Source organism: Spiribacter sp. 1M189 (assembly GCF_040838345.1).
Taxonomy (GTDB): domain Bacteria; phylum Pseudomonadota; class Gammaproteobacteria; order Nitrococcales; family Nitrococcaceae; genus Spiribacter; species Spiribacter insolitus.
In genome coordinates this window covers 488,139-505,995 of sequence record NZ_JBAKFF010000001.1, presented here as the reverse complement: position 1 = coordinate 505,995, position 17,857 = coordinate 488,139, and the positions used below count along the sequence as shown (strand labels likewise).

Sequence of the window (17,857 nt, the reverse complement as noted above, 5' to 3'; positions counted from 1 at the left end):
GATTATGGATCTCGACGTCAGCCTCGGCCGCTACGGCCTCGACTTCGCCAGCCTGCAGACGCCGGAGGGCCTTTATCGGCTTGACCGGGCCTTTCTCGATGACCTGGAGACCGCCGCGCCCTCACTGGCCGCCCGGCTGCTCGACTATCGGGGCCGGGACGCAGACCTGCCCGGTACCGAGAACAGCGAACTGCTGATCGAGCTCGGCCCGCATGTCGAGGCCTTCATCGGCCGACTATTCGGAATCGAATCCGAATTGAATGCGCTGCGCGAGTCGATCCTCGCGGACGACGTGGTCATGCAGTTCAAACAGGCCTTCGTCCAGCGCCGCGTCAAGAAACACCGCCGCCCGGTGGAGTACTCTTTCGAGGAACTCGACGCCGCGGTGCGCGCCGGCCTCGGATACATCGAGGATGACGATGAAGAGCGTGCCATCGCACGCTTCGGCATGGCGCTGCTGGAGGACGAAGCCGCCAACGCCGAGGCCATCGAGACACTCACCGCCTGGTGCAAGCTTGCCCGTCAGACCGCCGCCGGACAGGCGCGGGTCAGGGGCTGGGCGAGCTTCCGGCTCCCCGAGCGGGTCGACCACTTCGATCTGGTGCCCACCGAGACCGTGGAAGTGGACGGCGTAAGCCGGCGCCAGGCCGATCCCGCGCGCTGGCGACACCGCGACGGCTTCTCGCTGACCGACGGCCGCATGGACAGCCGTGACGTCCAGAGCGAGATCCACTACTGCATCTACTGCCACGAGCACGAGGGCGATTTCTGCTCCCGCGGCTTTCCGGAGAAAAAGACCCAACCCGAGCTCGGCTACAAGGTGGACCCCCTGGGGGTGACGCTCACCGGCTGCCCGCTGGAGGAGAAGATCTCCGAGATGCATGTCCTGCGCCGCGATGGCTACAACCTCGCCGCACTGGCCATGATCATGGTCGACAATCCGATGGTCCCCGCCACCGGGCATCGCATCTGCAACGACTGCATGAAGGGCTGCATCTACCAGAAGCAGGACCCGGTCAACATCCCGCAGATCGAGACCCGCGTGCTCACGGACAGTCTCGACCTCACCTGGGGTGTGGAACTCTATCACCTGCTCACCCGCTGGAACCCGCTGCGGCGAGAGCAGTACATCCAGCGCACCGACAACAACCGACGCGTGCTGGTCGCCGGCATGGGCCCGGCGGGCTTCACCATGGCGCATCATCTGACCATGAACGGGACGGCCGTGGTCGGCATCGACGGGCTCAAGATCGAACCGTTGCCGGCGGAACTGCTCCAGCAGCCGGTCCAGCAATGGAAGGACCTGCAGGAAGACCTCGACGAGCGCATCCTGCTCGGCTTCGGCGGCGTCGCCGAGTACGGCATCACGGTGCGCTGGGACAAGAATTTCCTGAAACTGATCTATCTGACGCTGGCCCGGCGGCACAACTTCCGAGTGTTCGGTGGCGCACGGCTCGGCGGTACCGTCATGCTGGAGGACGCCTGGTCACTCGGCTTCGATCATGTCGTCAATGCCACGGGGGCCGGGCTGCCGCGGGTGGTGCACATGGGTAACAGTCTCGCGCGGGGCATGCGCCAGGCGAGTGACTTCCTCATGGCACTGCAGTTGACCGGGGCGGCCAAGGCATCGAGTCTGGCCAGCCTGCAGGTCCGGCTCCCCGCGGTGGTGGTGGGCGGCGGTCTCACGGGCGTCGATACGGCCACCGAGGTCCAGGCCTATTACGTCAAACAGGTCGAGAAGATCCTCGAGCGCTATGAACGACTCTCGGAGCAGCTCGGCGCCGAGGCGGTCACCGCCGGTATGAACGACGAGGATCGCTCGACCCTGGCGGAATTCGTCGAGCACGGCCGGGCCATCCGAGAGGAGCGGGCCAGGGCCGCCGCCGGAGCGCGCGAGCCCGACTTCAATCCGCTGATCCGCGCCTGGGGCGGCGTGACGGTCGCCTACCGCAAGGGCATGACCGATTCACCGGCCTACGTGCGCAACCACGAAGAGGTCATCAAGGCCACCGAGGAGGCGCTCTACTACGCCGAGGGGCTCGAACCACTCAACGCCGAGGTGGACGAGCACGAGCACGTCAGTGCGCTGGTCTGCCGCGAGCTCAGCCATCGGGATGGCCACTGGGTGCCCACGGGCGCCGAGCGGCGACTGCCGGCCCGGGCCATTTTCATCGCCGCGGGTACCGTGCCCAACACCATCTACGAGCGCGAGCACCACGAGACGTTCAAGCTCGACGGCAACCACTTCCTGGCCCACACCCCGACCGATCAGGGACTGGAGCCGGTGGACGATGCCGAGCACTGCAAGTCGAAGGTGTTCGGTCCCTTTACCTCCTATGACGAGGGCGGCCGTCGGGTCACCTTCATCGGCGATACGCATCCGGCGTTCCACGGCAGTGTGGTCAAGGCCATTGCCTCGGGCATGCGGACCTATCCCTACGTGGAGGCCGCCATGGCCCATGAGGCACCGGGCAGCGACGAGTCGCACGTCGACTTTCTCGACCGCATGGACGATCTGCTCACCGCCCGGGTGGTCGAGGTCCGTCGCGACAATCCCGCCATGGTGGAGATCTGGGTGCGCGCGCCGATGGCCGCACGCAACTTCCGCGCCGGGCAGTTCTTCCGGCTGCAGACCTTCGAGTCGCTGTCACCGGTGGTGCGCGACACACGCCTGCAGATTCCGCTCATTACCGTCTCGGGTACCGGCGTGAAGGATGACTGCATCCGGCTGATGGTGCTTCAGTGGGGCGCGGGTCCGCGCCTCGTCGGCCGCCTGCAGCCAGGCGATCCGCTGGTTCTCATGGGACCCACCGGCGCCCCCACGGACATGCCCACCAACCGGACGATCATGGTCGTGGCCGGCCGCTGGGGCGCGGCCGTCATGCTCGACATCGGAGCGGCGCTGCGTGCCGCCGGCAATCGCGTCCTTTACGTGGCGGCGTTTGGCGGTGCGGGCGATGTCGACCATCAGGACGAACTGGAGGCCGGGGCCGACCAGATCATCTGGTGTACGGCGAAGGATGAACTCATCGAGGCACGGCGGCCTCAGGACGTAAGCCTTCAGGCCACCGACATGATCGATGTGGTCAAGCGCTACGGCGCCGGTGAAATCGGCCCGGCTCAGGGCGGCATCCCGCTGTCGGATGTCGACCGCATCATGGTGATGGGCGGCACGGGGCTGCTCAAGGGCTTCCAGAGTGCGGTGCGCGGAGAACTGGCGGGGCTGGTCGCGAAGGACTGCGATGCCTTCGGGACCGTCGGCAGCCCGATGCAGTGCATGATGCAGGGTGTCTGCGCGCAGTGCCTGCAATGGCAGATCGACCCCGAGACCGGTGAGCGGACGCGACCGGTATTCTCCTGCGCCGGCCAGGATCAGCCATTGACCTGGATCGATCTGGACAACCTCTCCGCCCGTCAGCAGCAGAACCGCCTCAGCGACCGGTTGAACGGCCAGTGGCTGGAGCAGGTCCTGCCCGAAGCGGAGGCGGGTTAGCGCTCGAGCACCACCATGGCGACGGCGTAGTGGCGCTCGTCGCTGATGCTCAGATGGGCGGTTTGGATACCCAGCCGCCCGGCGCGCCGCGCGGCGGGGCCATGGAAGGTCAGCACCGGCGCACCGCCCCTGTCATGGCTCACCCGCAGATCATGGAAACCCGCTTCGCTGCCGATGCCGCAGCCGAGCGCCTTGGCCGCCGCCTCCTTGGCAGCGAAGCGTCGGGCCAGGAACGCAGCCGCGGCAGAAGGGCCAGCTGACAGAGCGCTCCGGTATCCGGCGAGCTCACCGGATGCCAGCAGGCGGGCAGCGAGGCGCTCACCATGATCGCTCTGCATCCGCTCCAGGCGCACTGTCTCGACGATATCCGTGCCGATACCGACAATGCTCAATGCCGCGCCTCGCGAATGAGCCGCTTCATCTCACGCACCGCCTCGGTCAGCCCGGTAAAGAGCGCGCGAGAGACAATGGCATGGCCGATATTGAGCTCGGTGATCTCGGGCAGCGCGGCGATGGGCGCCACGTTGTGGTAGTGCAGGCCATGGCCGGCATTCACCTGCAGGCCAAGGGAATGACCCAGCTTCGCGGCCTCGTGGATGCGCTGGAATTCGGCATGGATCTCGGCGTCGCTGCGGGCCTCCGCGAATGCACCCGTGTGCAGCTCCACCACCGGCGCGCCGGCCTCCACGGCGGCATGCAATTGCGCCGGCTCCGGGTCGATGAACAACGACACGCGGCAGCCGGCCTCGGCAAGGAACTGACAGGCGCCCGTGCACCGCGCCACCTCACCGGCGACGTCCAGCCCGCCCTCGGTGGTGAGCTCCTCACGACGCTCGGGCACGAGACAGCAGTCAGTGGGCTGCAGGTGAGTGGCGATGGCGAGCATCTCATCGGTGACCGCCATCTCCAGATTCATGCGCGTCTGAAGCGTTTGCGCAAGCAGTTCAACGTCGCGGTCATTGATATGCCGTCGATCCTCTCGAAGATGCACCGTAATGGCATCCGCACCCGCCTGTTCGGCGAGCTGGGCGGCGTGAACGGGATCGGGGTAGCGGGTGCCCCGGCTGCGACGCAGGCTTGCCACATGATCGACGTTGACGCCGAGTAACGGCTCAAGGCTGCCCTGATGATGGGCCATGGTCCTGTTCTCCCCTGGCTGTATAACGGCTGTAGAGCTCGCGTGTCTTAAGCGGTCGATTACCCAGATGCGGCTGCAGCGCGGCCCGCATGATATCGCGGCTGGCGCGGGCGGCCGCCTCGGTGAGTGGCTCGCTGGCAAGGGCCAGCAACGTGCCTCCGCTGACCACCAGACCGCCGGCCCGAGGCCCGGCGACCGGCGTCGCGCCATGGGCGGGATCGTACCGATACCACTGATCATGCACCAGCGGGGCGTCGCGGGTATCCCTCGCCAGCGGCAGGCCATAGCCCAGCAGCGCCAGGAGATCCCGCTCGAACGCCCTCAGGGCGACCGCCTCGGCAACCCCCTCAGCCAGCCCCTCGAGCATGGCCAGATAGCGCTCGAACAGCCCCGGATGGGGGTCCTCGCGACCGAGCAGGCGGATCAGCAATTCATTGGCATAGAGCCCACTGACCAGCCTTCGCCCCCGGAGCAGGAACGGTCTGCCGGCGGGCTCCGCGGCGCGCAGCGCGCCGAGCTCGCCGCGGCTGCGCCAGGAAAGGGCGAGCGGCTGGAGGGGCTGAAGCAACCCGGCAAGACGGGAGCGGCGGCTGCGGACACCGCGGGCGACTACGCCGACGCGCCCGTGATCGCGGGTCAGCAGTTCAACAAGCAGACTGGTATCCCGATAGGGTCGGGCGTGTAGGACGAAACCCGGCTCCAGCGTCACATCCCGCGGGCCGGCGTTCATTCCTGCGGGGTATACCCAAGCGACTGAAGCATCCGTGCATCGTCGGACCAGCCTTCCCGGACCTTGACCCAGAGCTTGAGATAGACGCGGCCGCCGAAGAGCCGTTCCATTTCATGCCGGGCTGCCGCTCCGATGCGCTTGATGCGCTCGCCGCCCTCGCCGATGACGATCCGACGCTGGCCGACACGCTCCACCCAGATGATCGCGGCGATCCGCCGCAGCCGTCCCTCCTGCTCGAAGGCCTCGATCTCGACGGTGCTGGCGTAGGGGAGCTCGTCGCCAAGCATCAGGGTGACCTGCTCGCGAACCAGTTCCGTAGCCATGAAGCGCTCGTCTCGATCAGTGACCTGATCACGTGGGAAGAGCGGCGGACTGCTCGGCAGATGCTCGATGATGGCTGCCTCGAGGGCTTCCAGGTTGTCTCTTTTCTCCGCCGATAGCGGCACCACCGCGGCGAATTCGCCCCGCTCCGCCATACGAGCGATCTCGGGCAGGAGACGATTCTTGTCGCGCACGCAATCGGCCTTGTTGATCACCGCGATCACCGGCGCATTGGTCTCCTTCAGACGGCGCAGTACGCGCTCATCCGCCTCGCTCCAGCGGCCCGCCTCGGTCATGAAGACCACGACATCGACTTCGCTGAGCGCGCTTCCCGCCGCCTCATTCATGTAACGGTTCATGGCCGTTCGACCGCCATCATGAAGACCTGGCGTATCGACATAGATGATCTGTGCGTCATCACGCTGGTGAATGCCCAGAATGCGATGACGGGTGGTCTGGGGCTTACGGGTTGCGATGCTCACTTTCTGGCCCAGCAGCGCATTGAGTAACGTCGACTTGCCCACGTTGGGCCGGCCGACGAGCGCGACAAACCCGGCCGGCAGAGTGCCCGGCGAGTCAGGGGCCTGTGGCTTATTCATCGGTGACTCCGGCACTGTCATTCATCGTTGCTCCGCTGGCGGCGATTTTAGAGAGCAAGTCATCCGCGGCCGCCTGTTCGGCCTGGCGCCGGTTGCCGGCCACGCCCTGCCCGACCAGTTGGAGGGACTCACAATTGCAGACGACCCGGAAGGTCTGTTCATGCGCCCGGCCACTAATATGCTTGACGTCATAATGCGGCAGTTCCAGATGCCGCGCCTGCAGATATTCCTGCAGCCGGGTTTTGGGATCCTTGAGCGCTTCCATGTCGGGCAGGCGCGAGAGATGCTCGCTGAACAGGCGCAGTACCAGGGCTCTGCCCGCCTCGTAGCCGCCATCGAGATAGACCGCACCGATCACGGCCTCGAGGGCGTCAGCAAGGATGGAGTCGCGACGACGCCCGCCGGTCTTGAGCTCGCCGCTGCCGAGGACAATATGGGGCCCCAGCGCGATGTCCCGGGCAATATCCGCCAGCGCGTTCTTGTTGACCAGGGATGCCCGCAGCCGACTGAGCTCGCCTTCGCGCAGATCGGGGCGCCGCTCGAAGATTTCCGAGGCGATCACGAAATTCAGAATGGAGTCACCCAGGAACTCCAGGCGCTCGTTATTCGGGCCATCCGAGCTGCGATGTGTCACCGACTGCTGAAGCAGTGCCGGTTCATCGAAGTCCCACTGGATCCGCTCGGCGAGGCGTTGGAGGTCATCCATCAGCAATGCGCTCCCTGCAATCACTCAATGACGTCACCCATCCGCGACCAGTTCGGCCCGCCATTCCAGCTAAGCCAGATGAAAAAGGCCTTGCCGACAAGGTTCTCCTGCGGCACCGGCCCCCAGAAGCGGCTGTCGCTGCTGCGGTCGCGATTATCCCCCATTACGAAGTAGTGCGCCTCCGGCACGGTAAAACTGAACCCGCGGCCACTGCTACCACGGTGCTCGATCATCTCATGCCAGTCATCGCCCAGACGCTCGCGGAAGAGATTGAATGCATCATCTCCGCTCCATTCGCCCAGTCGCTCGATCGGCACCGGCTCGCCGTTGATGGCGAGGCGCTTGCCGGTGTACGTGATGGTGTCTCCGGGCAGACCCACAATGCGCTTGATGTAATCCTGGGAGGTATCCACCGGATAGCGAAAGACCACGACATCGCCAAGTTCCGGCTTGCCCACCGGCACGATCAGATCATGGCTCACCGGCAGGCGAAGGCCGTAGCCGAACTTGTTGACCAGAATGAAGTCGCCGGCCTCGAGCGTCGGCAGCATGGAACCGGAGGGAATGCGGAACGGCTCGACAATGAAGGAGCGCACGACCAGCACGATGATGATCACGGGGAAGAGTGATCGCCCGAGATCTACCCACCAGGAGACCCGGGCATCGGCCGGTCTCCGTCGTCGGCGCCAGCGATCAAATCCCCAGATGGTCCCACTGACCGCGGTCAGCAGGACGAGTAGCAGCTCGAAATCCAGCATCCTGGTTGGCCCGCCTGCGCGTCTATTTGTCCTGATCGACCTGCAGAACCGCCAGGAACGCATCCTGGGGGATCTCCACGCGGCCGACCTGCTTCATGCGTCGTTTGCCCTGCTTCTGCTTCTCGAGCAGCTTGCGCTTACGGGTGATGTCGCCGCCATAGCATTTCGCCGTCACGTTCTTGCGCAGCGCCTTCACCGTGGAGCGGGCAATTACCTTGGAGCCCACGGCGGCCTGGATCGCCACCTCGAACTGTTGACGCGGGATGATCTCCTTGAGCTTCTCCGTGAGCTCGCGGCCACGACCCTCGGCCTGATCCCGGTGAACGATCACCGACAGGGCATCAACCCGATCGCCATTGACCAGGATATCCAGCTTCACCAGCCGCTCGCGCTGGAAGCGGCGGAACTCGTAGTCGAATGAGGCGTAACCACGCGAGGCCGACTTCAGGCGATCGAAGAAATCCAGCACCACCTCGCCCATGGGCATCTCGTACTCCAGGGCGATCTGGTTGCCCACGTACTGCATGCCCTTCTGGGTACCCCGCTTTTCCTCGCAGAGCTTGATGACCGCGCCAACATAAGCCTGGGGCACCAGAATGCTGGCATGGATAATCGGCTCGCGGATCTCCTCGACATCGTTCACCGGCGGGAGCTCGGAGGGGTTGTGCACCAGGTGAGCCTCTCCCTCCTTGTCCACCACCTCATGGACCACAGTGGGCGCCGTGGTGATCAGATCAAGGCCGTATTCCCGCTCCAGGCGCTCCTGGACGATCTCCATGTGGAGCATCCCCAGAAACCCGCAGCGGAACCCGAACCCGAGCGCTTCGGAGTTCTCCGGCTCGTAATGCAGGGCGGCATCGTTGAGTCGCAGCTTGCCGAGGGCGTCGCGGAACGCCTCATAGTCCTCGGAACTGGTCGGGAAGACGCCGGCGAATACCCGCGGCTGAACCACCTTGAAACCGGGCACCGGCTCGCTGGTGGGGTTTTTCGCGTGGGTGAGCGTATCACCCACCGGCGCCCCGTCGATGTCCTTGATGCCGGCCACAACGAACCCGACCCGACCGGCGCTCAACGAATCCCAGGTCTTGCGCTGGGGCGTGAAGATGCCCAGCTCGTCCACCTGGAACTCACGCCCCGTGGACATGACCTTGATTTTGTCGCCCTTGCGCAGCTCCCCGTCGAAGACGCGGACCAGGCAGACCACGCCGAGGTAGTTATCGAACCACGAGTCGATGATCAGCGCCTTGAGCGGGCCATCCGGGTTGCCCTGCGGTGCCGGAATACGCTCCACCAGCGCCTCCAGCAGATCATCGATACCATCCCCGGTCTTGGCGCTGATCGGCACGACTTCGGCGCCATCCAGCCCGATGATCTCCTCAATCTGCTGGATCACCCGATCCGGCTCCGCCGACGGGAGATCGATCTTGTTCAGAACGGGGATGACCTCAAGACCCTGCTCCACCGCGGTGTAGCAGTTAGCGACGCTCTGCGCCTCCACGCCCTGCGAGGCGTCCACCAACAGCAAGGCCCCCTCGCAGGCGTAGAGCGAGCGGCTGACCTCGTAGGAGAAGTCCACATGGCCAGGCGTATCGATGAAATTAAGCTGGTAGGTCTGGCCGTCGGCCGCCGTATAGTCCAGGGAGACGGACTGCGCCTTGATGGTGATGCCCCGCTCCCGCTCAAGGTCCATGGAATCGAGCATCTGCTCATTCATCTGGCGGGACTGGAAGTGCGCCGAACGCTCGATCAGCCGATCCGCCAGCGTGGATTTGCCATGATCGATATGCGCGATGATGGAGAAGTTTCTGATCTGGTGCATGAAGTCCTGGCCCGGCTCAGGCCGCTTGCGGAAACAAGGAAGCCGCAGCAACGCATGTTGCTGCGGCCCGGCCGGCCGACGGCCGACGCATCAGTCCGACACGATACCCATCAGGGCATACGCAGGGCAAGAAACCGCTGGCCCTGATTCCTGAGGACGAGCAACGGCACACTCCGGCCAGACTCGATGCCGGAGAGGATGTCCGTAAACTGCCCGAGACTGTCGATGGACTCACGGTTGACCCGGGTGATTACATCGCCCGGCTCCAGGCCGGCTTCCGCCGCCGGGCCGCCGCTGACGCCGGTCACCACAACACCCTCGACATCCGCTTCAAGCCCGAGCGCCTCGCGCCGTTCTGCGTTGAGTGGCTCGACGCTCAACCCCAGGTCCTCGAAGTCACCCGACTGGCCATTGCCGCCGTCGGTCCGCCGCTGACCCGCATCTTCCGGCAGCTGCGCCAGCGTCACGTCGACCGTCTCACGTCCACCATCCCGCATCACAACCACGGGGACCGTGGATCCGACCGGCGCCCGGCCGACCATCGGGGGTAGCGAACCCGAGGTGGGCACATCACGTCCATCGAATTCCACGATGACGTCGCCCGGCTCCAGCCCGGACGCCGCCGCCGGGCTATCCGGTAGCACCTGTGCCACGAGCGCCCCTTCGGGCCGATCCATGCCGAAGGATTCAGCGAGGTCCCGGGTGACGTCCTGAATCACGACGCCAAGCCAGGCACGACTGACCTCACCCCCCTCGCGGAGCTGATCCGCGACCTCCATCGCCAGCTCAATGGGGATGGCGAAAGAGATGCCCTGGAAGCCGCCCGAGCGGCTGTAGATATGCGAATTGATGCCGACCACCTCACCGTCGAGGTTGAACAGCGGGCCACCTGAATTACCGGGATTGATCGCCACGTCGGTCTGCAGGAATGGCACATAGTTCTCGGTCGGCAGGCTGCGGCCCTTGGCGCTGATGATGCCGGCGGTCACCGAGTGCTCGAATCCGAAGGGCGCACCGATGGCGAGCACCCACTCGCCCACCTCGACAGCGGAGGATTCTCCCGTTTTCACCGTCGGCAGATCGTTTCCGTCCACCTTGAGCAGGGCCAGATCAGTGCGATCGTCAGCACCGACCAGCTCCGCTGTCATCTGCCGTCGATCATTCAGTCTCACGACGATCTCGCTGGCGCCGTCAACAACATGGTGGTTGGTCAGAATGTAGCCATCCTCCGAGAGAATGAAACCCGACCCGAGCGAGCGCGAATCCCGCCGGGGCGCCGGATCACCATTGCCATCCTCATCCATGAACCGATCCATGAAGTCCCGGAAGGGGTGCCCCTCCGGCAACTCATCCGGGTCGGGCATGCCCGGGATATTCGGCATACCACCCTGATGGGCTTCAATCTCCTGCGTGGTGCTGATGTTGACCACCGCGGCGCTGTTATCACGGACCAGCCCGGTGAATTCAGGCAGATTCTGGGCGATGGCGCTGCCGGCGGGCATCGCTGTGAGGATGACGAACGCCATGATGAGCATGCGGGGCATGCATAAACGCTTTGCTAGGGTTTTCATGGATCTATTGTCCTGGCTGACTGCTGTCGGTATTCGGGACAAGCGAGCGGGCGATGCGTTCCACCGTCACTGCCGGCACCTCGCCTACAACGATGGTCTGATAGCCATCATCGGTTCTTCCATAGGCGTTCATCGCGCCCATCTGCATGCCGCCCTCAAAGTTCCCGGCCTGGCTCTCCGGCTCGATATACACCGATACCGTCGCCAGCCCGTCGGAGAGCATCAGATGGCGGACGGGATGGGGACGCCCGGGGAGCTGTTGCATACGGTCCATCTGCACCGCGAACCCCGCGAGCTGCTCTGCCATCGCCCATTCCTGATGCGCCTCGAGTTCACCCTCATCGCGGGGGAGGTTATTGGTGATCTGCGTATACCCCTCCCCTTCGCTCGCCAGCATGGGCTCAAGCAGCGCCGGATCGATCTGATCGAGGATTTCGATATCCAGCATCATCAACTGCTCGATCACCTCGTCATCGGGCCCGAGCACCTCCGCCCGCGTGAGCAGGCCGGTTTCGACATCAAGCCAGACCGAGTAGCCGTAACGAAACGCATCCTGCGGCTCGAGGTTGACCTGCATGGCGGCACGGCCGGCAACACGATCTTCGCCCACCAGGCGCAGCTCGTAATGCGGCCGCAGGCGGTCGACGTCCTCCGGAATACGTGCACTCAAGGGACGCCGAAGCTGCCGCTGGTCGATGAGCACCGACTCGCTGTTACCCAGAATGCAGGTGACGGAGTCACCGCCGCGGAGGATTTCGCGGGGCTCCCCCGAGAGGGAGACGAGACGCTCACGGATTCCGGTCTCCGGATCCGCGGAGCGCCAGATCTTCATGCTGCCAATATCACTGCCGTGCTGATAGACGAACTCGCCAATGAAACTGTTGCTGTCGCGGGCCTCGTTGGCCCACTCGACCCATTCGGCGGCCGACTCGGGTGACTCGCTGGCGAAGGCGCCCGGAGAGACGGCGATGAGGGCGAGCAGGAGCGCGGCCAGGGCCGGGAACCCAAGGGGATGTCCGAGGCGTCTATCGTTCCGCATCATGACTGACAATACGGGCGTATTTCAGCGTTCCGCCGAGGCGTCCGGTTGCCGCGTGCTCACTGTGGTTGACGAAATAGGGGCTGAGACGACGCCGAACCTCCGTGTCCCCCGATGCGACGATGCCGGATTCGACACGGCCCTCGCCGCCAACCCGGGACAGATTGCCGGCAGCCGGTTCGGCAGGCACGCGAACGGCAACATCCATTGACGGCTGGGATGGCTGGGATGGTCCGGAGACCATTGGCCATGCCACCACCAGGCCCAGCGCCACGCTGGCGGCAAGCGCGACGCCGCCCACCGGTTGGAGGATCGGTGAGAGTCGGCGCCAGCCACGGTTCTGGCCGGTGTCTCCGGCTGCGGCCTGATGGGCCGGCTCGTCCGTCAGCGCTTCGCTGACCCGATTGGCCAGCTGCTCCGCTCCGGGGACATAGTCTCCACGGGCGGCGGGGCCTATTGCGTGATAGTACATGAGCCGCTCGCGGAGGGCCGGATCCGCTTCGATCCGGCGGCGCAGGAAGCGAGACTCATCCCGCCCCAGTTCACCGTCCACGAAAGCGGAGAGTTGTTCCAGTGAATCGTCTTGCATCGTCGTCACCCGTCTGTCCCGGACATAAGCGGCTGGAGCCGTTTATCTATTGCCTCACGGGCACGGAAAATCCGTGACCGAACCGTACCGATCGGGCAGTCCATTGCCTGCGCGATTTCCTCATACGTCAATCCCTCGAATTCACGCAGCGTGATCGCGGTGCGCAGATCATCCGGCAGGTCCTCGATGGCACTCATCACGGTTTCCTGCACCTGGTCACGCTGGGCCAGTGCCTCCGGTGACTCCTGATCCTTGAGACGCGATTCGATGTCGTAACGTTCAGCATCCTGGGCATCGATGTCGTTATCCGGCGGACGTCTGCCCTGGGAGACCAGGTGATTTTTCGCCGTGTTGATGCCGATGCGGTAGAGCCAGGTGTAGAAACTGCTGTCACCACGGAATCGTGGGAGAGCCCGGTAGGCCTTGATGAAGGCCTCCTGGGAGACGTCGAGTGCCTCGGCGTGATCGTGGACGTAGCGGGAAATGAGCTTGACGAGCTTGTGCTGGTACTTGAGTACCAGCATATCGAAGGCCTGCTTGTCACCGGCCTGTACACGCTCAACCAACTCCTTGTCCGCATTCGCGGTACTCATTTGCCCTCCGCGCCCGGGGCCCCCGACAGCCGGACGCTGCCAGAACAAACTGACCAGGGAACACAGTAGAAGTTCACAGTGATGGCAAGGCTAGCGGATGCCCCGGAGCCCCGCAAACGCCTCACCATGCCCTCGCCTCACGGCGTAGACGGCGGTGCGACTCGGCATCAAGCGCATCCGACGGAATGACCAGGGCTCTGCGGCGGCCGGTGCCCCGCAGTGAGAGAAGGACCAGAGACGGTAGAACCAGCGAATCGCTCACACTCACCAACTCTTCTCCGCCATCCGCAGTGAAAAGGCGGCATCGCCTCCCCGATTCCAGCCTGAAACCCCACAGCCCGTGGATGCAATCCGGCCAGTGCCGGCGCAGGGCAAAGACGGTGACCACCAGCGTGACAAGCACTCCAAAGAGGCGCAGCGCCTCTGGCAGACCGGTACTGAAAAGCAGCCCGGTGACCGCAAGGCCGGGCAGGAGTACCAGCGCGATGCGCAAGCGGAGGCTAGGCCTGAGTCGGTAGGCCAGAGACGGCTCGAACTCGGTTGACGATATCGACAAGGGCACCCTCCCTGGGCCGCTGGCCGTTGACGAGCCAATCAATAAGGTGATCATCCTCGCAATCAAGCAGCTGCTCGAAGGCCGCTCGCCCCGTCGCATCGAGTGACCCATAGCCGCCGGACGGCGACTCGAGAAACCGGGTCAGCAGGCGGTCCAGCTCTGTCGTGCCGCGCCGACAACGCCAGCGCAGCCTGGACATTTCACTCATACGCCAGGGCAGATCACTGCCGAGCAACCATGAGGCGCTTGATCTCGGCAATGGCCTTGGCGGGATTCAGCCCCTTGGGACACGCCGAAGCGCAATTCATGATCGTGTGACAACGATAGAGCTTGAAGGCGTCATCGAGATCATCAAGGCGCCCGCCGGTATCCTCGTCCCGGCTATCGGCAATCCACCGATAGGCCTGCAGTAGAACGGCCGGCCCCAGATAGCGGTCCGGGTTCCACCAGTAGCTCGGGCAGGACGTCTGACAGCAGGCGCAGAGAATGCACTCGTAGAGCCCGTCCAGCTCTTCGCGATCCTCGGGGCTCTGCAGGCGCTCCTGGTCCGGCGGCGGTGGCGTCTCGGTCCGGATCCAGGGCCGAATCGAGGCGTACTGGGCGTAGAAGTGCGTCATGTCCGGGACAAGGTCCTTGACGACCCGCATCGATGGCAACGGGTAGATCCGCACATCGCCGTCGATTTCGTCGATGGCCTTGGTGCAGGCCAGGGTGTTCCGTCCGTCAATGTTCATCGCGCAGGAACCACAGATCCCCTCACGACAGGAGCGGCGGAAGGTCAGCGTCGGGTCGATCTCGTTCTTGATCTTGATGATGGCGTCGAGAACCATCGGCCCGCAGCTATCCAGGTCCACCTCGTAGGTGTCCAGCCGCGGGTTCTCGCCGGAGTCCGGCTCCCAGCGATAGACCTTGAAGATCCGGGTATTCACCGCACCACTCGGCGCGGCGTAATGCTCGCCCTGCTTGATACGGGAATTGGGGGGCAGGATGAACTGGGCCATGGCAAACCTCTCCTGGGTCAGTACACGCGCTTCTTGGGCGGAATGACTTCCATTTCGTCAGTCAGCGTGGTCATGTGTACCGGTCGATAGTCGAGCTGGACATCGCCACTCTCCTGCAGCCAGGAGACCGTGTGCTTCATCCAGTTCTCGTCATCACGTTCGCTGTAATCCTCGCGGGCGTGAGCACCGCGGCTTTCCCGGCGGTTGAGCGCGGAGTCCATGCTGACCACCGCGTTGCCTAGCAGGTTTTCGAGTTCCAGCGTCTCCACCAGATCGGTGTTCCACACCAGTGAGCGGTCGGTCAGCTTCACATCGTCGAACATCGACTGGATTTCGTGAATGCGCTTGTGACCCTGCTCAAGCGTTTCCTGCGTGCGGAAGACGGCGGCGTAATCCTGCATGGTCTTCTGCATCTGCTCGCGGATGCCCGCGGTCGGGTGCTCGCCGTCCGCATTGCGAAGGCGGTCGAGGCGCGAGAGCGAGTACTCGGCACTGTCCGCGGGAAGCGGCTTATGCTCGCCGGATTCCGAGACGATCTCGGCAGCGCGAATGGCAGCGGCCCGTCCGAACACCACGAGGTCAAGCAGCGAATTCGAGCCGAGGCGGTTGGCCCCGTGAACGGAGATGCAGCCCGCCTCGCCGATGGCCATCAGCCCCGGCACCACCGCATCGGGATCGCCGTCACGCGGCGCCACCACCTCGGCACGGTAGTTGGTTGGTATACCGCCCATGTTGTAGTGCACCGTGGGCAGCACCGGGATGGGCGCCTTGGTGACATCCACGCCGGCGAAAATCCGCGCCGTCTCGGCGATACCCGGCAGGCGCTGATGGATCACCTCCGGGCCGAGATGCTCGAGATGCAGATGGATATGATCGGCATTGGGCCCGACACCGCGCCCCTCGCGGATTTCCACGGTCATCGACCGGGACACCACGTCGCGCGACGCGAGGTCCTTGGCATTCGGGGCGTAGCGCTCCATGAAGCGCTCGCCCTCGGAGTTGGTCAGATAACCCCCCTCGCCACGAACGCCCTCGGTGATCAGGCAGCCGGCGCCGTAGACGCCGGTGGGGTGGAACTGGGTGAACTCCATGTCCTGCAGGGGCAGGCCGGCCCGCAGCACCATGCCACCGCCGTCGCCGGTGCAGGTATGCGCCGAGGTGCAGGAGAACCAGGCCCGTCCATAGCCACCCGTCGCCAGGACGACGATATGGGCACGGAAACGATGGATCCTGCCGGTGGCGAGCTCCAGTGCGATCACCCCGCGGCATGCGCCGTCTTCCATGATCAGGTCAAGGGCGAAAAACTCGATGTAGAACTCCGCCTGATGGGCCAGAGACTGCTGATAGAGCGTATGCAGAATGGCATGACCGGTCCGGTCCGCCGCCGCACAGGTCCGCTGGGCGGTGCCCTCGCCGAAGTGCGTGGTCATGCCGCCAAACGGCCGCTGATAGATCTTGCCCTCCTCGGTCCGGGAGAAGGGAACGCCATAGTGCTCGAGCTCGATGATGGCCGGGATCGCCTCCCGGCACATGTACTCGATGGCATCCTGGTCGCCCAGCCAGTCCGAGCCCTTGATGGTGTCGTAGGCATGCCAGCGCCAGTCATCCTCGCCCATGTTGCCAAGGGCCGCGCTGACACCGCCCTGCGCCGCGACGGTGTGGCTGCGGGTCGGGAACACCTTGGTGACACAGGCGGTCTTCAGGCCCTTCTCGGCCATTCCGAAGGTGGCACGCAGACCGGCGCCACCGGCACCCACCACCACAACGTCATAGGTGTGATCGACAATCTCGTAATCGGCGGTCATCGGTCAGCCTCCGAATGCAATCTTTAGGACGGCGAAGATCGCCGCCGTGGCGAGCAGCAGGGCGAGAAAACGCACTGCCAGCACCAGGGCAAGCCGCACCCCTTTATGGCTCACGTAGTCCTCGAGCACGACCTGCAACCCGAGGGAAGCGTGATAGAACAGAACGCCGAAGGTGAGGACCATCACGATCGCGTTGAACGGACTGCCCAGCCACGCCACGGCGTTCGCGTAGCCGCCACCGGTGTGCATCGCGAGACCGACCACCAGCCAGAGCATGAGCGGCACCATGCCGATCGCCGTCATGCGCTGCATCCACCAGTGCGCCGTCCCATGGTGAGAGGCGCCAAGGCCTCGAGCCTCTTTGATCGGTGTTCGATATTGCATGGGATCTCTCCTCAGACCAGGGCGATAAGCCAGGCGATGAGCGTCAGAGCCACCGCCGCACCAATGGCGATCTGACCGGAACGCTCGGCTGTCTCCAGCTCGAAGCCATGGCCAGCATCCCACACCAGATGCCGGATGCCGTTGCAGAGGTGGTAGAACAGGACGAACGTCCAGAGGAAAAGCAGAATCTGCACCGGCAGGCTGCCAAGAATGGCGCTGGCCGTCTGATAACTCTCCGGGCCAGCGGCTGCGGCGAGCACCCAGTAAACCAGCACCAGGGATCCGCCGGACAGCAGGACGCCACTGATCCGGTGGCTGATGGAGGTCAGCGCGGTGAATGGCAGACGATAGACCTGAAGATGCGGGGAAAGTGGACGGTTATCCGTACTCATCGTGGCTCTCTCCGGGGGCCATGTGTTTTGGAATTATCCCAATAAACTACGCTCACACGGCTTCGCGCGCAAGATCGCGGCAGTGCAACAAATCGCCGACCGACCACTCAGAAGTCAGTGCAACGGCCGTTACTCTCCCAGTCGCCGTAGCGGGTAGGCTCCGGCCCGCGTTTACCGCCAACCTCCTTCGGCCAGGTCTCCGGTCGCTGCCAGTCGGGCTCCGGCGCGGCGGACGGAGATGCCTCGGCATCCGCCGGGGTGTTCTCGGCGGTCTCCGGGCGCTGTTCTTCGCGTTCATCAGTCATGGGATTACCTCCGGGTGCACGTTGGATGACGCCAATGGCATCATCTCATGGACATCCA

General features: G+C 64.5%; 19 protein-coding genes. 1 reads left to right on the top strand and 18 read right to left on the bottom strand.

Annotated features, from left to right (window positions below; translation table 11 throughout):
* Positions 1-4 precede the first annotated feature (4 nt).
* Positions 5-3,493: an FAD-dependent oxidoreductase gene (locus V6X30_RS02515; protein ID WP_367983070.1), complete on the top strand. Its 3,489-nt coding sequence runs from the start codon at positions 5-7 to the stop codon at positions 3,491-3,493.
* On the opposite strand, the gene acpS is transcribed toward V6X30_RS02515, so the two are convergent.
* The 18 genes from acpS to V6X30_RS02425 form a co-directional block, all read right to left on the bottom strand.
* A complete protein-coding gene (gene acpS / locus V6X30_RS02510) occupies positions 3,490-3,885 on the bottom strand; it encodes a holo-ACP synthase (RefSeq protein WP_367983069.1) in 396 nt (131 codons plus the stop codon). The genes V6X30_RS02515 and acpS overlap by 4 nt on opposite strands.
* Positions 3,882-4,631, bottom strand: coding sequence for a pyridoxine 5'-phosphate synthase (pdxJ, locus tag V6X30_RS02505; protein ID WP_367983068.1), 750 nt, complete (start codon positions 4,629-4,631; stop codon positions 3,882-3,884). Before pdxJ ends, acpS begins: the two co-directional genes overlap by 4 nt.
* Positions 4,606-5,361 (bottom strand): DNA repair protein RecO, encoded by a 756-nt coding sequence (gene recO / locus V6X30_RS02500; protein WP_367983067.1) that lies wholly within the window; start codon positions 5,359-5,361, stop codon positions 4,606-4,608. The genes pdxJ and recO overlap by 26 nt, the downstream gene beginning before the upstream one ends.
* Entirely contained in the window at positions 5,358-6,281 is a 924-nt protein-coding gene (gene era / locus V6X30_RS02495) for a GTPase Era (RefSeq protein ID WP_367983066.1), read from the bottom strand. Before era ends, recO begins: the two co-directional genes overlap by 4 nt.
* Positions 6,274-6,990, bottom strand: coding sequence for a ribonuclease III (gene rnc, locus V6X30_RS02490; protein ID WP_367984520.1), 717 nt, complete (start codon positions 6,988-6,990; stop codon positions 6,274-6,276). The genes era and rnc overlap by 8 nt, the downstream gene beginning before the upstream one ends.
* 17 nt (positions 6,991-7,007) lie before the next feature.
* Entirely contained in the window at positions 7,008-7,745 is a 738-nt protein-coding gene (gene lepB / locus V6X30_RS02485; RefSeq protein ID WP_367983065.1) for a signal peptidase I, read from the bottom strand.
* 22 nt (positions 7,746-7,767) lie between these two features.
* Positions 7,768-9,564 carry a translation elongation factor 4 gene (gene lepA, locus V6X30_RS02480; RefSeq protein ID WP_367983064.1) on the bottom strand — a complete coding sequence of 599 codons (1,797 nt, stop codon included), beginning with the start codon at positions 9,562-9,564 and terminating at the stop codon, positions 7,768-7,770.
* Positions 9,565-9,674: 110 nt separating this feature from the next.
* Positions 9,675-11,108: a DegQ family serine endoprotease gene (locus tag V6X30_RS02475; protein ID WP_367983063.1), complete on the bottom strand. Its 1,434-nt coding sequence runs from the start codon at positions 11,106-11,108 to the stop codon at positions 9,675-9,677.
* 31 nt (positions 11,109-11,139) lie between these two features.
* Positions 11,140-12,177, bottom strand: a complete 1,038-nt coding sequence (locus tag V6X30_RS02470; RefSeq protein ID WP_367983062.1) for a MucB/RseB C-terminal domain-containing protein — start codon at positions 12,175-12,177, stop codon at positions 11,140-11,142.
* Complete coding sequence (locus V6X30_RS02465; protein WP_367983061.1) at positions 12,161-12,763, bottom strand: sigma-E factor negative regulatory protein; 603 nt, start codon at positions 12,761-12,763, stop codon at positions 12,161-12,163. The genes V6X30_RS02470 and V6X30_RS02465 overlap by 17 nt, the downstream gene beginning before the upstream one ends.
* Before the next feature lie 5 nt (positions 12,764-12,768).
* The gene (gene rpoE / locus V6X30_RS02460; RefSeq protein ID WP_367983059.1) at positions 12,769-13,356 is read right to left on the bottom strand and encodes an RNA polymerase sigma factor RpoE; all 588 of its coding nucleotides are present in this window, start codon (positions 13,354-13,356) and stop codon (positions 12,769-12,771) included.
* Positions 13,357-13,477: 121 nt separating this feature from the next.
* Positions 13,478-13,849 (bottom strand): protein YgfX, encoded by a 372-nt coding sequence (locus V6X30_RS02455; protein ID WP_367983058.1) that lies wholly within the window; start codon positions 13,847-13,849, stop codon positions 13,478-13,480.
* A 7-nt stretch (positions 13,850-13,856) separates the two neighbouring features.
* On the bottom strand, positions 13,857-14,111 hold the full coding sequence (locus V6X30_RS02450; protein ID WP_367983057.1) for an FAD assembly factor SdhE: 255 nt from the start codon (positions 14,109-14,111) through the stop codon (positions 13,857-13,859).
* Positions 14,112-14,133: 22 nt separating this feature from the next.
* On the bottom strand, positions 14,134-14,913 hold the full coding sequence (locus V6X30_RS02445) for a succinate dehydrogenase iron-sulfur subunit (RefSeq protein WP_367983056.1): 780 nt from the start codon (positions 14,911-14,913) through the stop codon (positions 14,134-14,136).
* Positions 14,914-14,930: 17 nt separating this feature from the next.
* Positions 14,931-16,718, bottom strand: coding sequence for a succinate dehydrogenase flavoprotein subunit (sdhA, locus tag V6X30_RS02440; protein WP_367983055.1), 1,788 nt, complete (start codon positions 16,716-16,718; stop codon positions 14,931-14,933).
* Between the two features lie 3 nt (positions 16,719-16,721).
* Positions 16,722-17,102, bottom strand: a complete 381-nt coding sequence (gene sdhD, locus V6X30_RS02435) for a succinate dehydrogenase, hydrophobic membrane anchor protein (RefSeq protein ID WP_367983054.1) — start codon at positions 17,100-17,102, stop codon at positions 16,722-16,724.
* 11 nt (positions 17,103-17,113) lie between these two features.
* Positions 17,114-17,494 carry a succinate dehydrogenase, cytochrome b556 subunit gene (gene sdhC, locus V6X30_RS02430; protein WP_367983052.1) on the bottom strand — a complete coding sequence of 127 codons (381 nt, stop codon included), beginning with the start codon at positions 17,492-17,494 and terminating at the stop codon, positions 17,114-17,116.
* A gap of 107 nt (positions 17,495-17,601) precedes the next feature.
* Positions 17,602-17,799 carry a DUF1674 domain-containing protein gene (locus V6X30_RS02425; RefSeq protein ID WP_367983051.1) on the bottom strand — a complete coding sequence of 66 codons (198 nt, stop codon included), beginning with the start codon at positions 17,797-17,799 and terminating at the stop codon, positions 17,602-17,604.
* Positions 17,800-17,857 lie beyond the last annotated feature (58 nt).

Bases quoted from the DNA above. Each gene is read 5' to 3' on its own strand.
- sdhC (WP_367983052.1), bottom strand. From the start codon at position 17,494: ATGAGTACGGATAACCGTCCACTTTCCCCGCATCTTCAGGTCTATCGT.
- recO (WP_367983067.1), bottom strand. From the start codon at position 5,361: ATGAACGCCGGCCCGCGGGATGTGACGCTGGAGCCGGGTTTCGTCCTA.
- V6X30_RS02475 (WP_367983063.1), bottom strand. From the start codon at position 11,108: ATGCCCCGCATGCTCATCATGGCGTTCGTCATCCTCACAGCGATGCCC.
- V6X30_RS02470 (WP_367983062.1), bottom strand. From the start codon at position 12,177: ATGATGCGGAACGATAGACGCCTCGGACATCCCCTTGGGTTCCCGGCC.
- sdhA (WP_367983055.1), bottom strand. From the start codon at position 16,718: ATGACCGCCGATTACGAGATTGTCGATCACACCTATGACGTTGTGGTG.
- era (WP_367983066.1), bottom strand. From the start codon at position 6,281: ATGAATAAGCCACAGGCCCCTGACTCGCCGGGCACTCTGCCGGCCGGG.
- V6X30_RS02425 (WP_367983051.1), bottom strand. From the start codon at position 17,799: ATGACTGATGAACGCGAAGAACAGCGCCCGGAGACCGCCGAGAACACC.
- V6X30_RS02465 (WP_367983061.1), bottom strand. From the start codon at position 12,763: ATGCAAGACGATTCACTGGAACAACTCTCCGCTTTCGTGGACGGTGAA.
- sdhD (WP_367983054.1), bottom strand. From the start codon at position 17,102: ATGCAATATCGAACACCGATCAAAGAGGCTCGAGGCCTTGGCGCCTCT.
- V6X30_RS02515 (WP_367983070.1), top strand. From the start codon at position 5: ATGGATCTCGACGTCAGCCTCGGCCGCTACGGCCTCGACTTCGCCAGC.
- V6X30_RS02450 (WP_367983057.1), bottom strand. From the start codon at position 14,111: ATGTCCAGGCTGCGCTGGCGTTGTCGGCGCGGCACGACAGAGCTGGAC.
- rpoE (WP_367983059.1), bottom strand. From the start codon at position 13,356: ATGAGTACCGCGAATGCGGACAAGGAGTTGGTTGAGCGTGTACAGGCC.
- V6X30_RS02445 (WP_367983056.1), bottom strand. From the start codon at position 14,913: ATGGCCCAGTTCATCCTGCCCCCCAATTCCCGTATCAAGCAGGGCGAG.
- lepA (WP_367983064.1), bottom strand. From the start codon at position 9,564: ATGCACCAGATCAGAAACTTCTCCATCATCGCGCATATCGATCATGGC.
- pdxJ (WP_367983068.1), bottom strand. From the start codon at position 4,631: ATGGCCCATCATCAGGGCAGCCTTGAGCCGTTACTCGGCGTCAACGTC.
- lepB (WP_367983065.1), bottom strand. From the start codon at position 7,745: ATGCTGGATTTCGAGCTGCTACTCGTCCTGCTGACCGCGGTCAGTGGG.